Source organism: Vibrio sinaloensis (genome assembly GCF_000808535.1).
In the GTDB taxonomy this organism is placed as follows: domain Bacteria; phylum Pseudomonadota; class Gammaproteobacteria; order Enterobacterales; family Vibrionaceae; genus Vibrio; species Vibrio sinaloensis_D.
The window spans coordinates 39,577-62,979 of the sequence record NZ_JWLV01000001.1; the positions used below are offsets into that span (position 1 = coordinate 39,577).

The window sequence follows — 23,403 nt, forward strand, 5'->3', positions numbered from 1 at the left end:
TAAATATGTCTTATTTTTGAGAGGGTTAGATCGCAGTATAGTGGCTAGCACTTGCGAATGAAAGAGGTTTAGAGAACCAATACCCTTGTAAATAGGAGGCTCCGAGGTCAGTAAACGCTTGGGCCATTTGCGCGTTTTCTATGCCTTCTATGACAATATCAACATCGTAGGCTTGGCATAACTTAATCACGAAAGAGAGATACTCAAAGGTTGCAGGGTTGGTGAAAGATCGCCAAGCGATGGATTTGTCGATCTTAATTTGTTGTAGCGGAAAATCAAAAAAGCTGTTTAACGAGCTGTAACCCGCGCCAAAGTCATCCAAAGAAAGTTGAAACCCGAGCGCGCTGAGCTTGTTAAGTTGGTCGGCCGCGTTCTTGTTGCCATCCAAAATCATGGTTTCGGTTAACTCGAGTACAATATGTTTTGGATCAATTAGGTATTCGTCAGCGACCTTTTTCACTCGCTCAGGAAAGGAGTGATTAAGCAGTTGCAGCACAGACACATTGACGTTAACGCGTACCGAGTTGTTATGCGTGGCTTGATATTGCTGGATAAAATGACATGCTTTGGATAGCACCAGATAACCTAAATCAACAATAAGTCCTTTCTTTTCCGCAACAGAGATAAACTCGTCCGGGAATATTTCCCCTATGTCTTTGCACTTCCAACGTACCAGCGCTTCAAAGCTCGCAATGGCGTTTCGTTTGGTGCAAATAATCGGCTGAAACTTGATCGAGAGTAGACCTTGTTTAATGGCGTTGCCTAACTCGCGTTCGATATAAAAGTGGCGGTCTACCCGTGATTTGGTTTTACTGGCATAAACGCTGATATGGCAATCTTTTTGCTCGCTGGCAAACTGGCTGGTACGGCTAGCGATTTTGATCGCTTCTTCGGCATCAAGCTCTGCTGGAATCGAAGGATAAATACCGATACTGATTTCGGTGCCATACAGGTAGCCGAACGTTTTTACCGCTTCGTTATACTTCTCGGAGATGCGCTCACCAAGTTGCGTCAGTTGCTCGTCACTGTAATCCCCTTTAACCAAGATAGCGAAGTCATCTGAGCGAATACGATAGAAGTCAACCAAGTCTTCCGGGAAATGATTAAGCGCTTGAATGATGTGATTAAGCACATCACGCATGATTTGAGGACCATAGAGTGATAAGTAGGAACGAATATTCGCGACTTGGATGTAAAGCAAGCTATGCGGTTCACGAAGTGGGTCAATGTTGTCAATATCCATGACCAATCTGTGCTCATTGGAAAGCCCAGACGCCCCATCTTTGAAAGAGGTTTGCTGTACAAACGCCTCCATCAGCTTTTTGTCGGAAATATCTTTGTGGCAACCAATCATAAACCGTTTACCGTTAACAGTTTTGGTTATCGCCGTTCCTTCTAGCCAAACATATTGTCCATTAGTGCAACGTACACGATATTGAGTCGCCATTTTGAAATCGTCTTCCGCGATATGCTCGTCTACTTTGCTTTGCAGCATCAAACGATCCATCGGGTGAACGAGATCAAGCCATGTTTCTAGGCAGGTATGACCGGATTGGATGCCGAATCTTTGATAAAAGCTCGGGTTGTAGAAGCAAACATGCTCGGTATCAGACATATAAAAAATGCCATCGTTAAGCACATCGATCATATGCTTAAAATGGTCATCCATGAGCTCATCTAACTCTGCGCCAGTCAGAGAGTGAGTAAGGTCTTGTGATACTGATTCGACCGCCACACCACACTCTGAGACCAAAGTGATTTTAGGGCGAGGGACGATACTTTTAATAGTTTGCGACATAAGATTGGGACATACCTTAACAACAATCGGTAGGTCTATTATTCATCTCAATTATTACGACAATTCGTGCTACTTGTTAATGTGCTGCCAACTACTAAACGAAATTACGTCGGACATTTCAAACGTAATTAATGCTTATTGTGAGGTTTGTCGTTAAACGGTGATCAATAGTTGGAGGGCTATCAAACGTCTGACCCAATTCTTAACCACAGTTAGGAAGCCTGCGAAAATGAAATGCTTACTTTACGGGGTGTTATGCTAACAAAATGAATTGTTATTTGTTAATTTTACATGTTCGTTGTTTCGCGTATGTTATTTGTAAGCGTCTAAATAGTCGACAACAAGTCTGTCAATCGTGCCATCTTGCTTTAACCGTTTTAAATGTCGGTTGAACTGTGTAATGAAGTCTTGCTTATAGGGGTAGAGTTCAGGCTGTTGGTTGGTAAACCCTAAGTAACCTTGCTCGCTACTCACGACAGAGCCGAGTTTTAATTGCCAATCTCGGTCAATCTGGCCATCTTTGATCATTTGATTGATGTACCATCGAATAGAGATTCGGTCATTGATGTAACAATCGGTGCGTCGTTTGTACAGATTTAGCAAGCTGGCTTCATTTCCTTTCGACGGCCGCAGTGTCAACTTCTCTTGAGACACCGCATCCCAGAATGCTTGCCCACCCAATGCAAAACCCTCGTTAATACCAATCGTTAACCCCAGATAATCGTCAGGCCAACTAGTAAGTTGACGATCCGCGACTTTGTCAGGGCGACAAAACACGACGACTTGCTCATCGAGAATCGGCTCTGAGTAGGGCGATATATAGAATCTTTGGTTGGCGTAGTAATAGGGTGGATAGAGGGCAAAGCCTTTGCCTAGCTCCAACATTTTTAATCCCCGCTTCCAAGGAATCGGTTTGATTTTGACGTCGTAAGCCTCCATTTGGGCGAAAATGATTTGGAGTATTTCGGTGTAGATGCCCTTTGCTTCTCCATTGATCGCGTAGCTGTATGGCGGGTAGGAGTCATCCGCATACACAGTGACTGGTGTAGGTGGCTCGTATGCATTGGCATAGCTTGACCATAGGGCAATAGCGGCGATTAGCCATCGAAACACATTGATGCCTTTGGAGTTAGAACACTTATTAGTAACTTTAGTTTATTTCTATACTTATTGGCATTAGACTCTCCGAATTGACAAAACACACTACAGAGTTCGTTATGACTGAAGAGTACCAAGAAGGCGAAGAGATCGAGATTGAAGCGATTGGTATCGAAGTGTCTTCTCATCCCATTGAGTTATATAAGGTATTCAAAATCGCTAACTTGGTTGGCGGTGGTGGAGAAGCAAAACACCTCATTGCCGAAGGATATGTCGCTGTTAACGGTGAATTGGAAACACGAAAACGTCGCAAAATGTATGATGGTGACTTTTTTGAGTTCAATCAGGAATATTACGTTGTCGTTTGTGATGCGCCAGTGACAGAGCCAGAAGAGAAAGCGGTAAAATCAAAGGCCAAAGAGCGCTCAAACGCCAAGCAACCTAAGCGCGACAACCGTTCTTCGTCATCTAAAAAGGGCAAGTCGAAGAAGAGTAGTGAAGCGAAGGGTAAGGAATCTAAACCATCGCAAGGCAAAAAAAACAACGGCCGATCTTCCATCGATTTCTTCTAACGACAAGCTGGGGCTTTGGTCCCAGCGCTCTAATTCTCTTCTCAATTTTCTTCCTATCCTCTTAATACAAATGCCAACTTCCTCCGCTTCAACTGATTACAAGACCATCACTTAGCCACATTTCTATTTTTTGAATAGTGACAATAATACAAATCTAAATGATAATGCGTTGCATTAAAATATTAAGGATGGACAAAATGAAACGTAAAGTTGTGGCACTAGCACTGGCGATGACCGCTCTTAATGCGAATGCAAAAATCATAGAAATTGAACATGCACAAGGGAAGACTGTATTAGAGAGCAAGCCCGAGCGTGTAGTGGTGATTGGATTGGGGCCTTTGGATACCGTTAAAGCGCTTGGCATTGAGCCAGTTGCTGTTTCTACAGTAAGTATGTTTCCTGACTATCTGTCACAATACCGAAGCGGTGAGTTTGTCTCGGCAGGCAGCTTATTTGAACCAGATTTTGAGACCATCTACAGCCAAAAACCTGATTTGATCATCGTAGGCCCCCGTGGCGCCGAGAAATACAAAGAGCTTTCTGAAATTGCTCCAACCATTGTCTATGCGCTAGATAAGAGCAAAGGGTACTGGGAAGCGACTCAGGAGGAGTGGCGCAAGTTAGGTGAAGTATTCGAGAAGCAAGATTTTGTTGAAGAGAAGATCGCGCAGGTAGATAAAGACTTCAAACAAGTTCAAAGCTACAACCAAACAAACAATGTTGATGCGCTGACAGTGATGAGTGCCGGTGGCAACATTACAACGTTTGGTGCCAAGTCTCGTTTTGGCTCCATTTACAAAGATTTCGGGTTCTCTGAAACGGTGAAAGGCATCAAAGAGAGTCGACATGGTGATCTAATCTCTTATGAGTTTATTCGCGAACATAACCCATCAACCTTGCTGATCGTAGATAAAGATATCTTGATCAACAAAGGCAAAGGCAGCACGGTTCAGCGCGATTTTGAGAACGATTTGGTGAAGGCGACCAGTGCTTACCAAAATAAAAAAATGGCGTATTTAGACATCAACGCTTGGTACCTGTCTATCGCGGGCATGCGTGCGACTGAACAAATGTTGAGTGACGTTAAGTCGGCTACAGGCCTTAACTAATTATTGAGTAAGTATGAAGAACCTCAAGTTCACACTTGAGGTTTTTTAGGTTCAAGAGGTTATAGACTTTTGAAGATGTTATCTTGGGTGCTCTTAGTTTTGAGTGTCTTGTCTCTATTTGTTGGTATTGGTCAGCTTAATGTCGCACAACTGTTGGCTGGCGATCCTCAAAGTTGGGATCTGTTATTTACCAGTCGAATTCCCCGTTTAGCGGCCGTGCTCTTAGCAGGAGCAGGCCTTAGTATCGCTGGTCTTATCATGCAGCAAATCAGCCAAAACCGATTTGCTTCTCCATCGACATCGGGGACGATTGAGTGCGCGATGTTAGGCTATGTTTTGAGTTTGGTGTTGTTTGGCAACGGCAACCAACTTTGGCTGATATTTTCAGTTTCTATGCTAGGCACACTGGCGTTCGTTCAGTTTATCAATCGTATTCAGTTTAAAAACGCGGTGTTTGTCCCTCTGGTTGGGATCATTTTTGGCAATGTGGTTCAATCGGTCGCAACGTTCTTCGCTTACAAATACGATGCAATCCAAAACTTGTCGAGTTGGGCTGTGGCCAATTTCGCTAATTTGTTGCAAGGCGATTACGAACTGCTTTATGTCGCGATTCCATTTGCCATTTTTAGCCTGTTGTACGCAACACGTATCTCAGCCGTGGGATTGGGAAAAGATTTTGCGGTCAACTTGGGCTTAAACTACCAGCAAGTGTTGGTTGTTGGGGTGTTGCTGGTTTCGGTCATGTCAGCATCTGTTGTGATGATTGTTGGTAAGCTCCCTTTTTTAGGATTGATTGTTCCTAACCTCGTGAGTCGTTTTTATGGCGACAACTTGAGGCGCAATATCCCGCTTACCGCGCTCCTTGGGGCGCTCATCGTCTTAGTCTGCGATCTTGCAGGACGTTTAATTATCTTCCCGTATGAGCTGCCGATTTCAAACATCATCAGCTTACTGGGTGGTGCAGTGTTCATTTACTTCATTCTACAAGGTGAGAAAAATGCACGATCGTCATAAGTTGTTTTGTTTGGCGTTGGTGTCTGTCGTTTTTGCGGGTCTCTTCATCGGTATTGGGCTTAACGCGGACAACTACCAGTACTTCTTGTCTCGCCGCGTACCAAAAGTTCTTGCGATGGTTATAGCGGGCGTCGCGATTGGTTTGTCGTCGCTTTCATTCCAGACCATTACCCACAACCGGATATTAACACCAAGTATCATGGGTTTTGACTCGCTCTACTTGTTCACCAAGGTTCTGATGGTGGTGATGTTTGGTGGGTTAAGCGGTATTGCGATGAACAGCTACTTCAACTTTGCTGTGTCAGTGACGGCTATGTTGGGCTTTTCTGTGCTGCTATTTGGCTTCTACTTCCGTGGCGCGAGACAAAACTTGCTTGTGCTGTTGTTGCTCGGTGTCATCTTGGGGCAGGTTTTTGATAGTGGTTCATCATTTTTGATCATGCTTATGGACCCGAACGACTTTGCGACTGTTCAGGCAAACATGTTTGCTAGCTTCAACAACATCAATGTTGATTTGGTTTATCTGAGCGCGCCATTACTGTGTTTCATTTCGTGGCGACTCTACACCCTTCATCGACTGCTGGACGTCTTCTGGCTGGATAAAGACAACGCCATCAGCTTAGGGGTTGATGTGAAAAGCGTCACCTTGCAGATCTTACTGCTGTCTGCGGTTTTGATCTCGATCTCGACGGCATTGATCGGGCCTCTGCTGTTTTTTGGCTTGCTCGTGACGAATTTAACGAGAGAAATGTTTACCAGTTATCGCCACAAAGTTCTGTTTGGTGCGGTGTCGCTGTTATCTATTGCTTCGCTGCTCGCTGGGCAATGGATTGTTGAAAATCTGTTTGGTTTTACGACGACGCTCAGTGTCGTGATTAATTTTGTCGGTGGTATGTACTTCTTGTCTATGCTGCTGCGCAATAAGATTATTTAGGTTGAATATGATTACTTTAAAAAGCCTTAACAAGGTATTTGGCCAATCTGCGGTTGTTGATAATGCGAGCGCAGAGTTCGAGAAAGGCAAAGTGACCGCAATCATTGGGCCAAATGGAGCGGGGAAGAGTACGCTTCTCTCTATGGCAAGCCGCCTAGTTTCTCGTGACTCAGGGGAAGTCTACATTGATTGCAAAGAGCTTTCTGAGTGGGATAACAAAGAACTCGCCAAACGACTTGCAGTGCTTCGCCAAGCCAATACCATCACGATGCGTTTTACCGTGCGTGAAATGGTCTCTTTTGGCCGCTTCCCGTATTCACAGGGTAACCTAGATGACAACGACCAATCGGTGATCGATAAGGCGATCCGCTATTTGGATCTCGACTCTATTCAACACAAATACCTGGATGAGTTGAGCGGCGGACAGCGTCAACTTGCTTTTATTGCGATGGTAATGGCACAAGATACCGACTACGTTTTTTTAGACGAGCCGTTGAATAATCTGGACATCAAACACTCGTTACAGATTATGCGAAATGTTGGCAAGCTCGCCCATGAAATGAACAAAGCCGTTGTGGTTGTTATCCACGATATTAACTTCGCGGCTTGTTATTCGGATAAGATCATCGCTTTGAAAAAGGGAAAAGTGGTTGCGCAAGGCAGTGTTGAAGCAGTGATTCAAGCGGATATTCTTGAGAGCATCTACGAAACGCCGTTTAACATCGTTGAAGTAGACGGAAAGCGCATGTGTACCTACTACTAGCATCCAGAATTGAGTGAAGCCCCACTGGATGGCTTCACTCACTACAGAGTTTACTTCGTGAGATCCTCGATGATAGGGCATTTGCTCCCTTCATCGCCTGGGCAAGTTGACACCCATTGCTTCAATTGCTTTTCAATCTCTTTGAGTTCGCGAAGTTTGATTTCGACTTCGAGGAGTTTTTCTTGTGCTTTCGCTTTGACTTCGCGGCTCTTTCTGTTTGGATTCTGCGCAAGTTCGACAAACTCTTTGCATTCAAGCAGGGAAAATCCGGCGTTCTTAGCCCGCGAGATTAGGTTGAGCTCTTGAACATGCTGATCGCTGTATTCTCGGTATCCCGCATCGCTGCGACAAGGCGGCGTGATTAAGCCTTTTTCCTCGTATAAGCGAATAGATTTGCTAGATAAATTTGTCAGTTTAGCGACCGCACCAATGTTCATGTTTTCCTCACTCCTAACGTCTGAGTGTTATCTTTGTATGTCGTTAAAGATGTTTTACTACTTTTGCTGGTGGAACGCCAAACTCTTTTTTAAACGCATTGGTAAAGTTTGCAGGGTGGTTGTAGCCTGCCTCGTAGGCGGCTTCTGTTACCGTGAGTACGCCGCGTTCTAATCCAGTTTTGGCGACGTGAAGCCGTCTTTGGCGAATGTAACTCTTTACGGTGATGCCCAACTCATCTTTAAAAACACGCTGCAAATTGGATGTACTCATCGAGAAACGAGCAGCCAAGACATCTAAGCTCATCGGCGCCTCGAGGTGGGTTTCTATAAAATGCAAAATGCGTTTGATGCGTTCAGATTGCGGCGTTTCTTTTGACGCTTTGTGTGTAGAGGTGTTCCAATCAACCAACGCAAACATTTGTTGAATAAGCTGCAAAGAGAGCGATTCGAGCTCTAGACGAACCAATAGATCGCTTGGTTGCTCGCAGGCGAGGATGCGTTTAATGACTTCGAGAGTATCGCTATTAATGGGTTGTCTTAAGTAATTGAGATGAGATTGAACAAATTGGTTGGGACATTCGTTTTGATTAAGGCGAGCTTTAAGCCAGTTTGGCGAGATAACAAGGTTCACTTTAGTGAGTTGATTGTCTTTTTTAATACTGCGATGAAAACTCACTGGATGCGTTAGGTTGACCATAAGGACTTCGGCGCACCGAGAGCCATCTAACTGAAACTCTAGATCGTCATAGCCAAAAGTGAGCGTACCCTCCAAAACGATAGTCAAAACAACGCAGGGTTTGATTGACGAGACCACGTGCGTATTCACTAATTCTTGGCTCGTTCCGGCATACAGGGTGAAGGCATCAGGCGCCTCGTAATGAAGGAGTTTGCCCTCAAGGATTGGGGAGTTTGCGAACCGGTTTTGGCTAAAGATAACCCTTCGATTTTCTTCGATCACAGTTTTTGTGAGTACCACCTTAGGGATAGAGGTAGGAGTGCGTGAACCCGGTTCCATGGTAGCGATTCCTCATAACCGTTATGCGATTTGGCATAACCGTAAATTCTTCTCGTTAATAAAATTGACACTTATCATACATGCGAATTGTTTTCATTACCAACTAGAGCAATCTCCGATACTAAGCGGATTGAACCCCCACGATTTTAATAAACTGCGCCATTTGCTGAGAATAACAATGGAAAAAAAGACCACGATTTACTCCGAACACGCGAGCAAGTATATAACAGTATTGTGTCGCCACTTTGCGCGAAAAGTAGACGCCGAGTGGGATGAAGTGAGCGGCAATGTGGTCTTTCCTATGGGGGAAGTCGAAATGCAAGTTGACCCATCACGCTCAGCACTTACCATTTACTGCCGTGCTGATGGGGAGGGCAAGCTCAACGCTGTCATGGCTATTATCGAATCCCATGTCCACCTTTTTGCTCGCCGTGAGCCCATCGAGCTAGTGTGGGAGCCTTAATTCGCTAGTTCGTCAATTAGCGGTGGGTTGTGGTTTAGCGTCCATAAAATCGCGTCTTCTAGCGGGATTGCCGGACTGTAATAAAACCCCTGAATATAATCGCAGCCATACTTATTTAAAATGTGCAAAATTTCTTGTTGCTCCACACCTTCTGCAACCACGCTATAGCCTAGCCCATGTGCTAGTGAGATAGCGTTAGACACAATCGAGCGATTACGTTCATTTCGCTCTAACTGATACAAGAAAGAGCGATCGATTTTGATTTGATCAACAGGTAGATCGCGCAGCAATGACAGTGAAGAGTATCCGGTACCAAAATCGTCCAAGCTTATTTTAAATCCGAGCGATTTTAAGGACTCAAGACGCTTTTCTGGGCTACGTAAGCGGTTAATTGCGGTACTTTCTGTTATTTCCAGCACAATAGATTTGGTTAGTGATGGTGAGCGCGCCGTTAAGGCGATGAGCTGGTTTTCTAGGTTTTTGCCCATGAGATCTTTCGCTGACAAATTAACATGCACGGGGTTGTGGATGCCATGCTGATGAAAAATTTCTATATCTTCAGCGACATGGTCGAGTAACCATTCAGTGATGGAGGTAATTTTGTTGCTTTGCTCTGCAACGGGGATAAATTCAACCGGACTGATTGTCGTGCCGTCGGGTTTAACCCAACGCATCAGCGCTTCATACCCGCAAACTAGGTTGAGTTTACTGCTCACAATGGGTTGATAGTATATTCTGAACTGTTGTTTCACTAGTGCTTCGTCAATGGCGTGTGAGATGGCCAGTTTCTGCCTTGCGCCTTGGTTCATGGAGGGATCGAATTTAGCGCTTTCTCTGCCGCTGCGCTTTGCCCAATACATGGCCACATCGGCTGCGTTGATGACTTGCTCTGCGTCCTTACCTTGCTCTGGGTATCGGCTAATGCCAACGATAGCACTGCTAGTGAACTCGAAGCCATCAATAGAGAATGTCTTCTTAAGTTCACTGTTGATCGTGTTTGCAAGGGATTGAATCGCAAGATCATTTTGATTTGGGCAAATGACAATAAACTCGTCACCCCCAATTCTGGCGACAAAATCGCCACGGTTTAGGTTGGAGGCAATGCGCTGACCGATTTGAACCAGCAGTTGATCACCACAAAAATGCCCCATGCCATCATTGACCTGCTTAAAATTGACCACGTCGACCATTAAAAGGTGAAAGGGGATTTGGTTCTCTATCAAACCGTTGATCGTTTCAATGCAGTGTTTCCGGTTTGGTAGAGAGGTTAGGGGATCATGAAGGGCGTTGTACTTTTCTTCTTCCGCCAAGTGGTGAAGTTTTTTGATGGTGTTGAGGCTGAAGGTGGTCACCATGTAAACAAACACACTGCCTGAAAAGAGAATAATGGATAAGCCGAACACCACATTGTTGACTTGCTGTGTCACTAGAAGAGACACCAAAACCGACGTGTAACCAATCACAAACAAAGTAATTAACAAGCTGAGTGCTTGCCAACTTTTGTGTTTAGTTTTGGCGCAAATTTGGCGAGCAGGAACCAAGCCAAATAGCAGCAACAAGATGCCAGCAATGATGAGAAGAATCGCTAATGTATACAAGTTGACACCATTGATCGTCGATAGACCCTTCAGGTTACGCTCAAAAACAGATGCAGAAATGAAATCGTTTGCATTATGTATAGTGTAGAGCTTTCGAGACTGTTTATAAAACTCACATTAATTTTTACGATCGAATTAAATTGACAGTTGCTTTAGATCAACAAAAGTTATTTGTTTTGTTTAATTTAGCTAAAGAAAGTTGAAAGATTCAAAAAAAATTGAATAATGGTATCCATAACGATACAAGCATAGTGCTTTCAATACACGGTCTGAAACAGGATACATCCCTCATGTCAAATTCGTATGTGCTGGTTATTAACTCAGGTAGCTCATCACTTAAGTTTGCTGTTATCGATTCTAAGTCGGGTGACGCGATTGTCTCTGGTCTTGGTGAGTGCTTCGGTCTTCCAGAAGCCGTCATCAGCTGGAAATACAATGGTGAGAAAACGGAAGAAGCGATCACTGCCCCAGATAACCACCATCAACATGCCATCAACCGTATTGTTGCTTTGATGGAAACACTAGGCTTCACACAAGATTTAGTTGCTGTGGGACACCGTATCGTTCACGGTGGTGAGAAGTTCACTTCAACGGTTCGTATTAATGATGAAGTGCTCGCAGAAATTGAAAACCTGTCTGACTTGGCTCCGCTCCACAACCCTGCAGGCGCAAAAGGTATTCAAGCTGCAATGCAAGCATTCCCGAGCCTTCCTCAATTTGCTGTCTTTGATACAGCGTTCCACCAAACGATGCCGCAAAAGGCATTTACAGGTGCTATCTCGAACGAATTGTACAAAGAATACGGCATCCGTCGATACGGTTTCCACGGCACTAGTCATTACTTTGTTAGCCGCGAAGCAGCGAAAATGCTTAACAAATCTGTTGAAGAGGCGAGCTTTATCTCTGTTCACTTGGGGAATGGCGCATCAGTGTGTGCGATCGAAAATGGTGAGTCAGTAGATACGTCTATGGGCTTCACACCGTTAGCAGGCTTAATGATGGGCACACGCTCTGGTGACCTAGATCCTGGTGTGATTGAGTTCCTAATCAAAAAAGGTTGGACGACAGAGCAAGTCTTCGAAACGCTGAACAAGAAATCAGGTTTCTTAGGTGTCTCAGGTCTAACGTCAGACGCTCGTGGCATCTTAGAAGCGATGGAAGAAGGTCACGAGGGCGCAAAACTGGCGTTCGAAGTGTTTACCTACCGAGTGGCGAAGTACATTGGTTCTTACCTAATCCCACTTAGCAACCTAGACGCGATTATTTTTACCGGTGGTATCGGTGAAAACTCACTGCCGATTCGCCGCGAAATCTTAAACAACCTTAAGTTACTAGGCTTCGTTGAAGATGAAAAAGGCAACGAAGCTGCACGTTTTGGTAACGCAGGTATCATCGCGAAGTCATCAATTCTTGATGCTGTCGCTATGGTTATCCCAACCAACGAGGAATTTGTGATTGCTCAGCAGTCGGTTGAGTTGCTGTAATAGCATTTAAAATCAGATAGATAAAAGCGAGCTTCGAGCTCGCTTTTTATTGGAACAATCACTTAATGTAAGAGTCGAGAACCTTCAGCACCACTTCCATATCTGCTTCACGTTGCTCTTTGTCTTCTTCAAGTACAACGTGCTCTAGCAAGTGACCTTTGATTACCTCTCGCATCAAGCCATTTACCGCGCCTCGAATAGCAGCAATCTGCTGCAACACATCTTGGCATTCATGCTCTTCTTCAAGCATTTTTTTAAGTCCATTCACCTGACCCTGTATTTTACTGACTCGGGTGTTGAGCTTCTTTTGAGCTCGGGTTGTATGTGACATGGCTTATCTTCTTTAGTTATGGGCTGAGCGATTCTAACCGATAATGTAGCACTCCATTTATACTGGGGGGTAGTATTTAATACTGGGGGGGAGTATAGTTTGTTGCAAATAACAAAACACAGCAGGGATACGGATGGATTTTGTCGCGCTACTCCAACAAGGTAATGGATGGTTCTTTATTCCCAGTGCCATTTTACTTGGTGCTTTGCATGGCCTTGAGCCCGGACACTCGAAAACAATGATGGCGGCGTTTATTGTTGCAGTTAAAGGAACAGTCAAACAAGCAGTGATGCTGGGGTTGGCAGCCACACTTTCTCATACTGCTATCGTATGGTTGATTGCTGTTGGTGGGATGTACATCAGCCAGAAGTTCACGGCTGAAGCGACTGAGCCTTGGATGCAACTCATCTCAGGCATCATTATTGTCTCGACAGGTTTATGGATGTTTTGGAGAACGTGGAGCGATGAGCGAGCTTGGCGTAAAGCTCATTCTCATGTCCATGATTGGACCACTCAAGTCGTTGATACAGGGCACGGGCATGTTTCGATCTCTATTACAGAAGAGGGGGCCCACCACCGTTTTCAGTTGCGAACACTCCATGGTAAGCCTTTAACGGCGGAAAGTGTCAAGGTTTCAGCACCGAGCAACAACGCCCAATCTACTGATACCTATCACTTTATTGAGCGTGATGGATACTTAGAATCGGCATCCTGCATTGAAGCCTCTGATGATTTGTCTGTCACATTGGTTATTGGACACCACGACCATACCCATGATTTTGATGTACATTTTAGTTCAAGAGCTCATTCAGGAAGTGATAACAAGGAATATCAAGATGCACATGAACGTGCTCACGCTTTGGATATTCAAAAGCGGTTTGAGAACCGAAATGTTACGAATGGGCAAATACTGCTTTTTGGTTTAACTGGTGGCTTAATTCCATGTCCTGCAGCGGTAACGGTTTTGCTTATTTGTTTGCAACTTAAGGCTATATCCCTTGGTGCTACTCTGGTTGTGTCATTCAGTGTTGGCTTAGCTCTCACTCTGGTTGCAGTTGGCGTTGTGGCAGCCGTGGGGGTACAAAAAGCGACATCTAAATGGAGTGGTTTGAACGATGTTGCACGCCGAGCACCTTATTTATCGGGCGTTTTGATCTGTGCTGTTGGCTTATACATGGGTATGCACGGATATACATCGTTGATGAGCTAAGCTCTGAGTGATTCAATTGGCACTCCGTCAGAAAGCGTACCGCTTTCTAATCAACGGTTAAAATGCCAATTCAACCATTTAGAAGTTTCAGTTAGTTTCAGTCTATTCGAGTAATAAAGGTTTGCTCGTCATCAACAAAGGCGACGAAGCCACCATGATAGATAAACACTCGACCGCGCCCTTCAACGAGACAGGCAAGCTGAGGGTTCAAATCTTCTCCTATGTCCTTGCTTTGAAATGTACCTGTATCAGTGATCACGCCACTGAGTTTAGGCAGATACCCATAAGCGCGCTTGGCTTGATCAATCAAGCTCAACTCGCTGGTGGTAGAAAAATAAGAGGGAATGGCACCGGCTTCTTCTATGAAAAGAGGCTTCAGCTCTTCAAAAGCGGTAATCACTAGCCAGTCAATATCGTTTACGTGATGAATAAACATAGAGTGTCTCAATAATTCTGATGGCGCGATTTTATCACTATAAGGTGAGCTAAGAACAGTTTAGCCAATAGGGGAGTGAATAAAATCCTCCGCCCAATCTTGTTCAAGACAATGTAGACTTGGACCCTTTCAAAGTTTAAAGACGGAGTTTTCTTTATGCGCAAATCAGATAAGAAGGTCGAAAACCTTATTAGAGAGGTGCTGACCGAAGTTTGTGAAAATACATTAAAGGGCTACGATGGTTTTCTATGGGTGACTCATACCGTCAAACACGCCGCGTTTCCACAAAGCCTAGAAATTGTCTGCGTATTTGAATCTGACCAAGACCGAGCCAGTTTTCTCGAGGGCGAAGGGCAACAGCATGTCTCCACAACCATCCAAAACGCATTTGATAAGGCCGGTGTTCAACTAAAGAACGCGAGCAAGCATATTCGCTACGATGTTCAACAAAGTCGTAATGGCCGCCAACAAAGAAAGTGAATGAAGTGTTGTTGGGGGAACTCATTTGTGCCCCAAAATGAGTTATAGCCATGTATTGTGACGAGAAAAGATAGTCGAATTGGCCGAAGAAAAACTACTAGTACATTCTATTTATGGAGACTTTAACGTTGGTTGATTCAGCTCATTATGAACTAGGTTACTAAAAGTATACTAATTGTATTCAAACTCTAGGTAACTAAAATATACCGTAAGACGCTCGCCATTAGGTAACTACCCTTACACCTATTCGATGTGCGTACTCAATAACTATGAGTGACGTTTTTATTATCAATGCTGATAAACTACGTTGCTTAGCTTCTCCAAATGACGCGGGGCTGTATGAAAGCAAAAGTTGAAGTTGATTCAAAAGGGCGTAAGAGCGTTGTTGGTGCCTGTATCGAGCCTTGTGCGATAGAAAAAGGTATGAGGATTTTGGGTTCAAAATGGAAGGGCTCAATTATCTACCACCTGAAAGATGGTCCCGTGAGATTCAATGACCTTTCAAGAATGTTGGGCGGTGCAAGCAAGAAGATGGTTGACCAGCGTCTAAAAGAACTAGAAAGTGAAAAGATGGTAATACGTCGTGTACTTAACGATAAACCGCTGGCAGTCAGTTACGAACTCACTGAGTTTGGACGTAGTGCGTTAACGATTCTCGATGAGTTGAGAAAATGGTCAGAAAGCAACAATGTGCAACTCAAATAATGAATGTTCCGCTAAAATAGCGTGAGCAACATTCGTCCATCTCCCTCTTTAACGTAACAAGGCAACCAATATGGTTGCCTTGTTGTCTTTCGAGCTGAAGGTTCAATAATCTAGCGTGCCACGGATAGGGTAGTTATTCTCTGGGTTACGAATCCATGCCAAACCTCGGGTTAGTGCACCGAGCTCTGGTCTGACAAACGGGTTATTGGATAGGTCAACCACGTGTAAGTTTCCGTGCTCATTGACCACAAACAACCCCGGCTCTGCAAAGTTATGATCGGTTTCGGCTTCAGAGCGTGGTAGCGATATATAAAGCCCCAGAGTCTTCATTTGTTGCTCAGTAAGCCCATAGGCGATTGGAAAACTGATATCGAGTTTTTCTAGGTGCTGCTCCAATTGTTGCTTCGAGTCACCAGAGACAGCCAGAATATCAACGCCTGAGTCACTAAATGCTTGTTTATAGGTCTCAATTTCATTGAGGTACTTGGTGCAAAGTGGACAGTGTTTGCCACGATAAACAAACACCGCTTGCCATGTTGCATCACCTTGAGGTTGACCTAGCTTGACTTTGGTTCCATCAAGCTTTGTTGCCTCCAAAGAAGGAAAAGCGTCACCCGCTTTGAGTTTTTTTGAGTATGTCATCTGAGCTCCTGAGATTGAGGTCACAACAAGTTAGAAAAAAGATAAGGCACTAAGAAACAAGTTGCAACCGGTATACTTTTAGTAACCTAGTGCTGATTCGCCTGAGCCATTAACTCAGCTAAGATTTGTTTGTAACCTTCCACTGGATGTGCACCAGAAACACCATGTTCTCTGTTAAAAATCACCGTTGGCACACTCGATACGCCCATTTTTTGCCATTGTTTCTCTGAACTACGGATTGAGTTGCGTCGCTGCACATCATTTAACCAGCGCATTCCTTCCTCAGGGTCAAGACCTACAGAGATTAGCTCTTGCTTGAGAATTTCACGATCAGAGACGTCTTTCTGTTCACTGAAAAATGCGGTAAATAAACGTATTTTTAGTTCAGTCTGTTTGCCCAAGCTCTTGGCGTAATCAAGCAAAAGGTGTGCGTCAAATGTGTTCACCATCTTCATGTCATCAAAGTAGTTAAACTTGAAGTCATGCTCCGCACCAATGCTGGCGATACGAATACGCGCGTTCTTGCTTTCTTCTGCGGTACTGCCATATTTACGAGCAACGTGATCTCGAAGGTTTTCACCTTCAGCAGGCATATCAGGGTTCAATTCAAAAGGCTGCCACTCAATCTCGATGCGATCTTCAATTCCAAGCTGTTCGATCGCTGCTTTTAAATGGTTGTATCCGATGATGCACCACGGGCAGACAACATCGCTAATAATGTCGAGCTTAATTGTATTATTCATATGAGTTTCCTACTCAAAGCACTGTGCTCACGTGGCAAACAGTGCTTTGATTTGCGTTTACTTATCTTTGAGTAAGCTTCAAGTTCTTTAGACTCTTCTGGGGCCGTTTATGGATTGTAGTCAGTAAATTCAGTGCTCATGACTCCATTCTTAGAAGTGTGCGTCTAGGTGTGCTTCAAAGCGAACAAAGTCGTTCTCGATGTCGGCGTTTTTCATCACGTCGTAGCATGCAAAGGTTGGCAGTGCAGTCATGCCAAAGAAGCGGAAGTTTGCGTGCATGTGGAACATCAAATCATCCACACTGCGACCTTGGAATAAGTATTCGCTATCATCATTAAATGACTCTTCTGGCGCATTGAATGTGAAAGACAGCATGTATTTGGTATTGGTACGAGTGCCGCCTGTTCCATAATTTTTCTTTGGCTCTTCCGGCGTTCTTCCATCAAAGGCACACAGCGCACCACCCATCCCCGCAGTGAATACTTCATCCATGTATTTCTTGAAAGACCATGGAATCGTCATCCAGTTGACAGGTGACTGTAGGATCACTCGATCTGCCCATTCAAAGTTCGCCAGTTGCTCGTCAACGACGATCTCATCTTGCATTGTAACTACGCGAACTTCGTGGCCCTTTGATTCTAACTGGGTGCGAGCTTTCTCAACTAAAGCCGCATTTAGTTTGCCTTCAGAAAATGGAGATGGTTCGTGTGCGTTAATGATTAGAACGTTACTCATGATATTAACCCTTCAATATTGGATGTTTACAGAGCGAATAATGATTTCGCTGTCTTGCGGTTTATTATGGTTACCTGCATTTCTAGTGCAATTAGTAAACTTTTAGTAACTACCATGAAGTTCGATTAAAGTTTGTTTAAGTCTTTGTTTAATCGTAATTTAATTTTTTAAAATGGAGTGGAATATGAGTGGATAGGCGAGGAAAGGTTACCAAAAGTATACTAATTGAAATTATTGAGGGGCTAGCATACTGAACACAACATGCGGCTTAGCGCAGTGATTTTGTAAAGGGCGTAACTTTATGGATTTAGCCAAGAAACATCCATTATGGCGTAAACCCAAGCATCAGCTGGATGCGCAGACCTGCAGTGATCATGTGCACTGTATAGAGATTTTTTACGATTTGGCTCATGTCGTATCGATTTTCGTGCTGGGAAATTACTTGAGTCATCACCTTGGCATTACCGGATTCACCGTTTTTGCGTTGCTATTTATCGTGATTTGGTCTGCATGGTTTGACATAAGCCTTTTTAAATCGATTTATGTCAGCACTGATGTACAACACCGTTACATTATGGCGGCGCAGATTGCCACAATAATGATTATGTCATCCGCTATCGTGCATATTGGTGGTGCTGGGTAGCTCAATGCAATCTAGTTTGGTGCTAGGTTAGACATGGCTCAAGCCTAAAACACATCGCAAATCCAAAGGTCGCTTTCGACGGCAAGTGCGATGATGTCGTTTTCGGATAGTTGCAATTGCTTCGCAACAGGTTCGATGCTTAGCCAATCGTTGGTCTCAAGCCATTTAGTGATCTGCAATGTAGCGCCGATCTTTCCTGAGTGATGTACCAACGCACTGGTAATCGCGGAGTCTAGCTTCAAGCTTTGGCCAATATCTTCAATGTTCATATCTAACATGGCATCGGTTAAAGAGAGCAATCCTGTCAAATAGGCTTGTTCTGCTAAACTCTCGTGCTTTAGATAGAGCATGATTGAATACATAAGACGTGCTCGCCTCAATGCAAACAATTGAAGGACTGGCGGCTTTTCGCTGCCTAGTTGCGAGAGCAGAGCATAGGAACAGTACTTAACCACTTTACTGTCGCCAAGATAAGCCAGCGCCTGTTTGACACTGGTAATTTCACCGACCAACCCCGCGTTATTGACGTATCTAAGTAGTTGATAACTCAAACTTGCACTTTGGTTGATTACATTAGTGATTTTGTTGTAATCCAATGGTGTTGATGCGATTAACTTGGATAGGCTGACTAGCGTTTCAGTTGAAGAGCTCAGCCTAGTACGCTTGATAAGTTGAGGCTTAGTAAAGAAGTAGCCTTGGAATAGTTCAAATCCCCACTTTTTAGCTGCTTCAAACTCGTCATAGCTTTCAACTTTTTCAGCTAAAAAGCGGATGTCGTAACCTTGGAGACTCCGAATAGTGAGCCCGCATTTAATCATCGACATGCTCTGAATATCGAACTTAATGACGTCGATCAGAGGATAAAAAGATTGCCATTCATCGCTAGGGGTAAAATCATCCAGCGCCAGTGTGTACCCTTGCGATTTTAAAGCGCTTAACACCTCAAACAATTCTTCTGTTGGTGGGCAAGTCTCGAGAATTTCAACAACGATAGCTTGTGGAGGAAAGTCCATTGCCGCGCCATTGATGAGTGAATCGTAGTCAAAATTGATGAAGGCAGGCGTTTCGCCCAAAAGGCCGGCGATGTTGCCCAAAAAATGTTCTGCATACATTCTAGCGGTTGCTTCTGTATCAGCGACACCTTTTGGGTAACGATTGGCCATGCTGTTTCGATACAGAAGCTCATAACCGAAAACGTGACCGTCAACCTCGAGGATAGGCTGCCTAGCGATGTAGGTGTTGGTGTCCAAATTTGTCTGCATGCTTGCAACTACCATTGCTTTCTATGTATTAGAAGTTATCAATATAACGAAAAATGAGGCACTTTTGTTACAAAAATCATTCACTCGTTAACTTGACTCGTACTTAACTATAGCGAATCGCTAAGAATGGCATCGCTTCACTTGCAAACTACCTTAATACTTTATTGTCGATAGCACTCAACATTGTGATTAGTCATGTCTGTGAACCAGAGTTTGCTATTTGTCGTAAATAGATCACCACGAATCAACAGGAACGGTCAGATGTTAAAGGGTGATGAAGTATCTCGTATCATTGAGATGGCATGGGAGGACCGCACGCCGTTTGAGGCGATTAAAGTCCAGTTCGGGTTAACAGAGCCTGAGGTGATCCAGTTAATGAGGCGCAATCTAAAGTCTAAGAGTTTTAAACTGTGGCGGGAAAGGGTGTCTGGGAGAGCAACCAAACACATTGCACTGCGAAGTCGTGATGTCATCAGGGGTTACGCACCGACGCAATACAAACACCGTTAACTGGAAGGGGGAACGGATAGCGTTTTCGCGCCCCCAATAGTCTCATTATTAATCTGGCGCTAAGGCTCGCCAAGATGAGGGTTCTCCCTCTTTGGTAAGGGGAAAGAGCGCTTTATTTGGTTTCGCATAACTCAAACGGTGAACGCGTTGGGTGACGTGATAACTGTCCAAGCCAGAAATAGTAACGAGGTCAAGAGCTTCGAGGTCAACGTAACCGTCGGGCATGATGGCCTGCTCTGGCAAACTTACGTGAACGACTTCCCCAATCACCATTTCCGTATCATTGCTATTAATGATGATGTGCTCACGCAGTTCTAGCGCCATTTTTAGGGGACTTTCCAAAACGAAGGGGGCAGAGATGTTGTCTTCATAATGGGGCGTCAAACCAGCTGCATTAAATTCTGAAACCTCTTTAGGATAACGAGCAGAGGTTTGGTGGGCTTGCTGTACAAAATCAAGCGCTATTGCATTGATGGTGAAACTGCCTGTACTCAAAATATTGTCTAGCGTATGTCGTTCCACTTTGCGCGGTCGAACAATAAAGCCGAGCAGGGGTGGGCTCGAGCCCATATGGATCACAGAGCTGACAACCGATACGTTTTCATTACCTTGTTCATCGCGTGTACCGATTAAGTTGGCACTTTTATAGCCAGACAAACAGTTAATAAGGCGGGTGCGTTGCATTTTTTCGAGCGCTTCAATGTCAGCGCGGGTCAATGTCTTGTTGTGCATATGAATTGGGCAGCGAGTGGCTGCCCCCTATTATTGACAGGTTGGAACGAACGTTTACTTGGGCATAATCACGGTATCGATGACATGGATAACGCCGTTTTTAGCTTTTACATCTGTTGCGACAACATTTGCGTTGTTAACCATGACCTTATCGCCCATCACTTTCACCATCACGTCTTGGCCCTGTACCGTGGTTGCTTTGTCTAGCTTAACTACGTCTGCTGCCATCACTTTACCTGATACAACGTGGTAGGTGAGGATAGACACCAACTTGTCTTTGTTTTCAGGTTTAAGCAGCATTTCTACCGTACCGTCTGGTAGTTTCGCAAACGCTTCATCAGTGGGTGCAAACACAGTAAATGGGCCTTCGCCTTTCAATGTGTCCACGAGTCCCGCCGCTTTAACGGCAGCAACTAGAGTGTTAAATGAACCATTGCCAACAGCGACGTCAACAATGTCTTCTTTTTTCATTCCGTGGTCGTGAGCTTGCGCTGGCATTAAGAATGAAAAGAGTGCGAATAGTGCAGTTGTGATAACGAGAAGATATTTACTCATGGTATGTTCCTTGTAGGTGAGGGTACCGAATAATCCCTGTTAAAAGTGAAAGCTTGTACGCGGCTATTCTGAACTCGATCAACTGTGTTTCGGTTTTCCGGCTCGAACGTGTCGTTTCAAGATGCGATAGCCTTCCGAGACGACAGCGGGCTCTTTCTGCCAAGACCATAGACGCTCTCTAGCCTCACGGGCGCAGTTGTCTACATCAATGACAGGGTTCAGATAAAGGCTCTGCTTAGGAATCTCATACATCATTATTTCCATCGGTGTCATTTTCCATGGTTCGAACAACAGGGGAACGGGCAGGGCAGCAAGCTCTGGTAGCCACTTCTTGATAAAGTGACCGTCAGGGTCGTGTTCTTGGGCTTGCTTGGTTGGATTGTAGATACGAACGGTATTGATGCCAGTAACCCCAGCTTGCATTTGAAACTGTGGATAATGAATCCCGGGTTCGAAGTCGAGAAATAGCTGCGCAAGATGAGTGACACCGTCACGCCAGTCTTGGTTCATATGATGGCAAAGTACACTGACGAGCATGGCTCGCATCCTAAAATTTAGGTAGCCGGTATGATGCAAGCAGCGCATGCAGGCATCGACCAACGGCAAACCAGTGGTGCCCGTTTTCCAAGCCTTCAACATCATTTCGTTTTTGCGTGTGCTTTGAACGATCAAGGGTTCGTAGCCTCTGTTTAGGCAACGAAACTCCATTTCGACTTCAGACTCAAACTTTTGCATAAAGTGACAATGCCAATGCAAGCGTGAAGAGAGAGCAATTGCACTGCGTTTAAAGCCCTTTAACTGCCAGTGCTGCAACAGGTACTGATAAACTTCCCGCAGTGATACATTGCCCCAAGCGAGGTAAGGCGAAATACGGGTACACGCGGACCTAGACAGTGAAGGGCTCGAAATGCGGCGGTAGTAGTCTTTACCACGTCGACGAAAAAAATCATCGAGCGTTTTCCATGCGAGTTGACTGCCGCCGGTTTGCATGCCGTTAGCTTTGCCTTGCCACTCAGGAGGGGGAGAAAAGCGCATGTGTGGTTCTATCCCTTCGAGGTTTACCCAGCGAGCGTGATCGAATTGCGGGTCGGCTAGGGGCGCGCGCATGAATGTGTGCCAACGCTCGTCCCACTGCTGGCGAGTTTTTGCCCCGCGTAGTACTGCCCCATGTTGATACTCGTGCCATTGAATTCCGTTGGATGTAAACCAAGCCGCGAGGCGTTTATCGCGCTCAAAGGTATTGTTTAGGCCAATTTCTTGATGGGAAAAGACCCTCCCAATGGAATAGTGATGAGCTAGAGACTCAAAACACTGTGTCGCATCGCCAAACAAAATATGCACCGACGAGCCGAATCGAGAAAGTGTCTCATTGATGTCGTCAAGAGATTGCAGCACAAACCGCCAATGACGATCGGAATAATGAGGGTCATTAAGAAGAAGGGGTTCAAAGATGTAAATGAGCGCGAATGGCGTGCCATCTTGAATCGCATCATGTAACGGTTGGTGGTCGGTGAGCCTTAAATCTCTTTTTAACCAGACTAGATTGATTGATTGCATTTGGGACCTCGTAGTTTTGGTTTTCTACGCCGGCCTCGGGAGAACGTATCACTTGTGCATCACCGGATGTGACTCATGATCTCAATTTTTGCCGGTGAACTTCCCTACTTATTTCAACCGTTTGCATACATAAAATAAACAGGGCATTATCGTTATAGTGAATTGACCCAGTTGAGAACGCGTATGCAGATTTTGATAGAGCAGGAAGTGGCATTACATCAGTACGAAATTCGTCAAAATAAGCACGAGATAGCACGCCTCATACATCCTTCCTTTAAAGAAGTTGGCAAGTCAGGAGCAAGTTTTGACTATGCTGACATCCTCGAAATGATGGGGAACGAAAAGCCTTGTCTTGGTCATATTCACTCGCAAGACTTTGAAACCATTCAGCTCGAACCCTCAATTCAACTTCTCCTCTATAAAACGGCTTGGATCGACAAACTGGGCACCAAAGGCCACTACGCCAAGCGTTCCTCTATCTGGGTTTTTACAGGGGAAGGTTGGCAACTGAAATATCATCAAGGCACGCCCTGTGCTGAGTTTGAGCTAGTCACCTAATCGGATGTAAGGAGGCGGT

Annotated in this window: 27 protein-coding genes; 13 read left to right on the plus strand and 14 right to left on the minus strand. The window is 44.7% G+C overall.

Going from position 1 to position 23,403, the window contains the following annotated elements; genetic code table 11:
• Positions 1-25: 25 nt before the first annotated feature.
• Positions 26-1,798, minus strand: coding sequence for an EAL domain-containing protein (locus RJ47_RS00195; protein WP_039480257.1), 1,773 nt, complete (start codon positions 1,796-1,798; stop codon positions 26-28).
• Positions 1,799-2,110: 312 nt separating this feature from the next.
• Positions 2,111-2,911, minus strand: coding sequence for a substrate-binding periplasmic protein (locus RJ47_RS00200; protein WP_039480262.1), 801 nt, complete (start codon positions 2,909-2,911; stop codon positions 2,111-2,113).
• Positions 2,912-3,015: 104 nt separating this feature from the next.
• On the opposite strand from RJ47_RS00200, the gene RJ47_RS00205 reads away from it, so the two are divergent.
• From RJ47_RS00205 to vctC, 5 genes are all read left to right on the plus strand, one after another.
• Complete coding sequence (locus RJ47_RS00205) at positions 3,016-3,468, plus strand: RNA-binding S4 domain-containing protein (RefSeq protein WP_039480265.1); 453 nt, start codon at positions 3,016-3,018, stop codon at positions 3,466-3,468.
• Positions 3,469-3,665: 197 nt separating this feature from the next.
• On the plus strand, positions 3,666-4,577 hold the full coding sequence (locus RJ47_RS00210) for a siderophore ABC transporter substrate-binding protein (protein ID WP_039480268.1): 912 nt from the start codon (positions 3,666-3,668) through the stop codon (positions 4,575-4,577).
• 69 nt (positions 4,578-4,646) lie between these two features.
• On the plus strand, positions 4,647-5,591 hold the full coding sequence (gene vctD / locus RJ47_RS00215) for an iron chelate uptake ABC transporter permease subunit VctD (RefSeq protein ID WP_039480271.1): 945 nt from the start codon (positions 4,647-4,649) through the stop codon (positions 5,589-5,591).
• The gene (vctG, locus tag RJ47_RS00220; RefSeq protein WP_039480274.1) at positions 5,575-6,525 is read left to right on the plus strand and encodes an iron chelate uptake ABC transporter permease subunit VctG; all 951 of its coding nucleotides are present in this window, start codon (positions 5,575-5,577) and stop codon (positions 6,523-6,525) included. The genes vctD and vctG overlap by 17 nt, the downstream gene beginning before the upstream one ends.
• 7 nt (positions 6,526-6,532) lie before the next feature.
• Positions 6,533-7,288: an iron chelate ABC transporter ATP-binding protein VctC gene (vctC, locus tag RJ47_RS00225; RefSeq protein ID WP_038137202.1), complete on the plus strand. Its 756-nt coding sequence runs from the start codon at positions 6,533-6,535 to the stop codon at positions 7,286-7,288.
• A 50-nt stretch (positions 7,289-7,338) separates the two neighbouring features.
• On the opposite strand, the gene cueR is transcribed toward vctC, so the two are convergent.
• Entirely contained in the window at positions 7,339-7,725 is a 387-nt protein-coding gene (cueR, locus tag RJ47_RS00230) for a Cu(I)-responsive transcriptional regulator (protein ID WP_038137199.1), read from the minus strand.
• Between the two features lie 43 nt (positions 7,726-7,768).
• Positions 7,769-8,740, minus strand: a complete 972-nt coding sequence (locus RJ47_RS00235) for a helix-turn-helix domain-containing protein (RefSeq protein ID WP_039480278.1) — start codon at positions 8,738-8,740, stop codon at positions 7,769-7,771.
• Between the two features lie 178 nt (positions 8,741-8,918).
• Here RJ47_RS00235 and RJ47_RS00240 point away from each other — a divergent pair, with 178 nt between their 5' ends.
• Positions 8,919-9,203 carry a DUF2218 domain-containing protein gene (locus RJ47_RS00240; RefSeq protein ID WP_039481589.1) on the plus strand — a complete coding sequence of 95 codons (285 nt, stop codon included), beginning with the start codon at positions 8,919-8,921 and terminating at the stop codon, positions 9,201-9,203.
• Here the strand turns inward: RJ47_RS00240 and RJ47_RS00245 are convergent.
• On the minus strand, positions 9,200-10,801 hold the full coding sequence (locus tag RJ47_RS00245; protein ID WP_039480280.1) for a putative bifunctional diguanylate cyclase/phosphodiesterase: 1,602 nt from the start codon (positions 10,799-10,801) through the stop codon (positions 9,200-9,202). The genes RJ47_RS00240 and RJ47_RS00245 overlap by 4 nt on opposite strands.
• 290 nt (positions 10,802-11,091) lie before the next feature.
• Here RJ47_RS00245 and RJ47_RS00250 point away from each other — a divergent pair, with 290 nt between their 5' ends.
• A complete protein-coding gene (locus RJ47_RS00250) occupies positions 11,092-12,285 on the plus strand; it encodes an acetate/propionate family kinase (RefSeq protein WP_039480283.1) in 1,194 nt (397 codons plus the stop codon).
• A gap of 58 nt (positions 12,286-12,343) precedes the next feature.
• Here the strand turns inward: RJ47_RS00250 and rcnR are convergent, their stop codons facing one another.
• Positions 12,344-12,616, minus strand: a complete 273-nt coding sequence (gene rcnR, locus RJ47_RS00255; protein ID WP_039480285.1) for a Ni(II)/Co(II)-binding transcriptional repressor RcnR — start codon at positions 12,614-12,616, stop codon at positions 12,344-12,346.
• 133 nt (positions 12,617-12,749) lie between these two features.
• On the opposite strand from rcnR, the gene RJ47_RS00260 reads away from it, so the two are divergent.
• Positions 12,750-13,826, plus strand: coding sequence for a nickel/cobalt efflux protein RcnA (locus RJ47_RS00260; protein ID WP_039480288.1), 1,077 nt, complete (start codon positions 12,750-12,752; stop codon positions 13,824-13,826).
• A gap of 97 nt (positions 13,827-13,923) precedes the next feature.
• On the opposite strand, the gene RJ47_RS00265 is transcribed toward RJ47_RS00260, so the two are convergent.
• Complete coding sequence (locus RJ47_RS00265; RefSeq protein ID WP_039480292.1) at positions 13,924-14,262, minus strand: hypothetical protein; 339 nt, start codon at positions 14,260-14,262, stop codon at positions 13,924-13,926.
• Positions 14,263-14,418: 156 nt separating this feature from the next.
• Here RJ47_RS00265 and RJ47_RS00270 point away from each other — a divergent pair, with 156 nt between their 5' ends.
• Positions 14,419-14,742 (plus strand): hypothetical protein, encoded by a 324-nt coding sequence (locus RJ47_RS00270; RefSeq protein ID WP_039480295.1) that lies wholly within the window; start codon positions 14,419-14,421, stop codon positions 14,740-14,742.
• Between the two features lie 339 nt (positions 14,743-15,081).
• Positions 15,082-15,447 (plus strand): winged helix-turn-helix transcriptional regulator, encoded by a 366-nt coding sequence (locus RJ47_RS00275; protein WP_039480297.1) that lies wholly within the window; start codon positions 15,082-15,084, stop codon positions 15,445-15,447.
• A gap of 102 nt (positions 15,448-15,549) precedes the next feature.
• Here the strand turns inward: RJ47_RS00275 and RJ47_RS00280 are convergent, their stop codons facing one another.
• The 3 genes from RJ47_RS00280 to RJ47_RS00290 all read right to left on the minus strand — a co-directional run bounded on the left by RJ47_RS00280 (position 15,550) and on the right by RJ47_RS00290 (position 17,567).
• The gene (locus RJ47_RS00280) at positions 15,550-16,089 is read right to left on the minus strand and encodes a peroxiredoxin family protein (RefSeq protein WP_039480300.1); all 540 of its coding nucleotides are present in this window, start codon (positions 16,087-16,089) and stop codon (positions 15,550-15,552) included.
• A gap of 86 nt (positions 16,090-16,175) precedes the next feature.
• Positions 16,176-16,832, minus strand: coding sequence for a DsbA family oxidoreductase (locus tag RJ47_RS00285; protein WP_039480304.1), 657 nt, complete (start codon positions 16,830-16,832; stop codon positions 16,176-16,178).
• Positions 16,833-16,982: 150 nt separating this feature from the next.
• Positions 16,983-17,567 carry an NAD(P)H-dependent oxidoreductase gene (locus tag RJ47_RS00290; protein ID WP_039480307.1) on the minus strand — a complete coding sequence of 195 codons (585 nt, stop codon included), beginning with the start codon at positions 17,565-17,567 and terminating at the stop codon, positions 16,983-16,985.
• 301 nt (positions 17,568-17,868) lie between these two features.
• Between RJ47_RS00290 and RJ47_RS00295 the strand changes: the two genes are divergently transcribed.
• Entirely contained in the window at positions 17,869-18,210 is a 342-nt protein-coding gene (locus RJ47_RS00295) for a low temperature requirement protein A (RefSeq protein ID WP_039480310.1), read from the plus strand.
• Between the two features lie 44 nt (positions 18,211-18,254).
• Here the strand turns inward: RJ47_RS00295 and RJ47_RS00300 are convergent, their stop codons facing one another.
• On the minus strand, positions 18,255-19,472 hold the full coding sequence (locus RJ47_RS00300; RefSeq protein WP_039481592.1) for an EAL and HDOD domain-containing protein: 1,218 nt from the start codon (positions 19,470-19,472) through the stop codon (positions 18,255-18,257).
• A gap of 261 nt (positions 19,473-19,733) precedes the next feature.
• Here RJ47_RS00300 and RJ47_RS00305 point away from each other — a divergent pair, with 261 nt between their 5' ends.
• On the plus strand, positions 19,734-19,982 hold the full coding sequence (locus RJ47_RS00305; RefSeq protein WP_038217420.1) for a TIGR03643 family protein: 249 nt from the start codon (positions 19,734-19,736) through the stop codon (positions 19,980-19,982).
• A gap of 48 nt (positions 19,983-20,030) precedes the next feature.
• Here RJ47_RS00305 and RJ47_RS00310 read toward each other — a convergent pair whose 3' ends face one another.
• The 3 genes from RJ47_RS00310 to RJ47_RS00320 all read right to left on the minus strand — a co-directional run bounded on the left by RJ47_RS00310 (position 20,031) and on the right by RJ47_RS00320 (position 22,826).
• Positions 20,031-20,714, minus strand: coding sequence for a flavin reductase family protein (locus RJ47_RS00310; RefSeq protein WP_039480312.1), 684 nt, complete (start codon positions 20,712-20,714; stop codon positions 20,031-20,033).
• Positions 20,715-20,768: 54 nt separating this feature from the next.
• Positions 20,769-21,269: a fasciclin domain-containing protein gene (locus RJ47_RS00315; RefSeq protein ID WP_039480315.1), complete on the minus strand. Its 501-nt coding sequence runs from the start codon at positions 21,267-21,269 to the stop codon at positions 20,769-20,771.
• 78 nt (positions 21,270-21,347) lie between these two features.
• Positions 21,348-22,826, minus strand: coding sequence for a cryptochrome/deoxyribodipyrimidine photo-lyase family protein (locus tag RJ47_RS00320; RefSeq protein WP_039480319.1), 1,479 nt, complete (start codon positions 22,824-22,826; stop codon positions 21,348-21,350).
• A 183-nt stretch (positions 22,827-23,009) separates the two neighbouring features.
• Between RJ47_RS00320 and RJ47_RS00325 the strand changes: the two genes are divergently transcribed.
• The gene (locus RJ47_RS00325) at positions 23,010-23,384 is read left to right on the plus strand and encodes a DUF4440 domain-containing protein (RefSeq protein ID WP_039474283.1); all 375 of its coding nucleotides are present in this window, start codon (positions 23,010-23,012) and stop codon (positions 23,382-23,384) included.
• Positions 23,385-23,403: the final 19 nt, after the last annotated feature.